Origin of the sequence: Puniceibacterium confluentis (assembly GCF_007923445.1) — a bacterium.
GTDB lineage: Bacteria > Pseudomonadota > Alphaproteobacteria > Rhodobacterales > Rhodobacteraceae > Puniceibacterium > Puniceibacterium confluentis.
The window spans coordinates 1-657 of the sequence record NZ_VOJI01000100.1 but is presented as its reverse complement, the minus strand read 5'-3'; the positions used below and the strand labels follow the sequence as shown (position 1 = coordinate 657).

Annotated in this window: 1 protein-coding gene; it reads right to left on the bottom strand. The window is 54.8% G+C overall.

What is annotated here, in order from left to right:
* Positions 1-456 (bottom strand): HU family DNA-binding protein (locus tag FOY53_RS24255; protein WP_146592541.1); only part of this gene is annotated, 456 nt, incomplete at its 3' end.
* Positions 457-657: the final 201 nt, after the last annotated feature.

The following is a 657-nucleotide window of genomic DNA, read 5'->3' as shown; positions in this document are numbered from 1 at the left end:
GTCCTCCACCTCGCCCTCGTCGTCCGAGGTCACGCGCTTCACCACCTCGCCGTTGCGGTCGTAGCAGGTAATCTGGATGGCGGTGGCCTTCAGCTCCTCCTTCAGGTCGCTGTTGGGAGTGAAGATGATGCGTCGAGCGCTGATCAGTCCGCTCTTCACGTCCTCCACCTTCTCCACCGCCTTCGCGCGGACACCGAATCGCATGGTACCCAGTCCGGGCAGCGCCACGCTGTGGCCCTCGGTCGCCCATGCCTTGATCACCTCGCCGGCAGCGTCCCAGCATGCCTGCATCACACCCTGGCTCACGCCGCTGCGCAGAGCCGCCTCACGGATGACCTTCTTCTGGTTCAGCGCCGTGTAGAGCTCAGCGCCCAGCACATAGCGGTAGACCCCGGGGTCGTTCTCGTTCTTCGTAAACTTGAGCTTGCGCTCAACTGCTTTCACTTTGATTGCCATAAATCTTGTCTCCTCTTAATTTTTAAATAGTTGATAATTAGTTGTTAATAATTTTGGTTAAACACTCGCTTGTCGCTTCAGAGCTTCATTTTTGTTCTCTCCCCAGGAAAATATTCCTCTCCGGCCAGGAAAATTTTGCGCGCTGCCCAGGGCGTAAAAATCACCTCTTTATTGACAATACAAAGGTACAAAAAAGAAGGA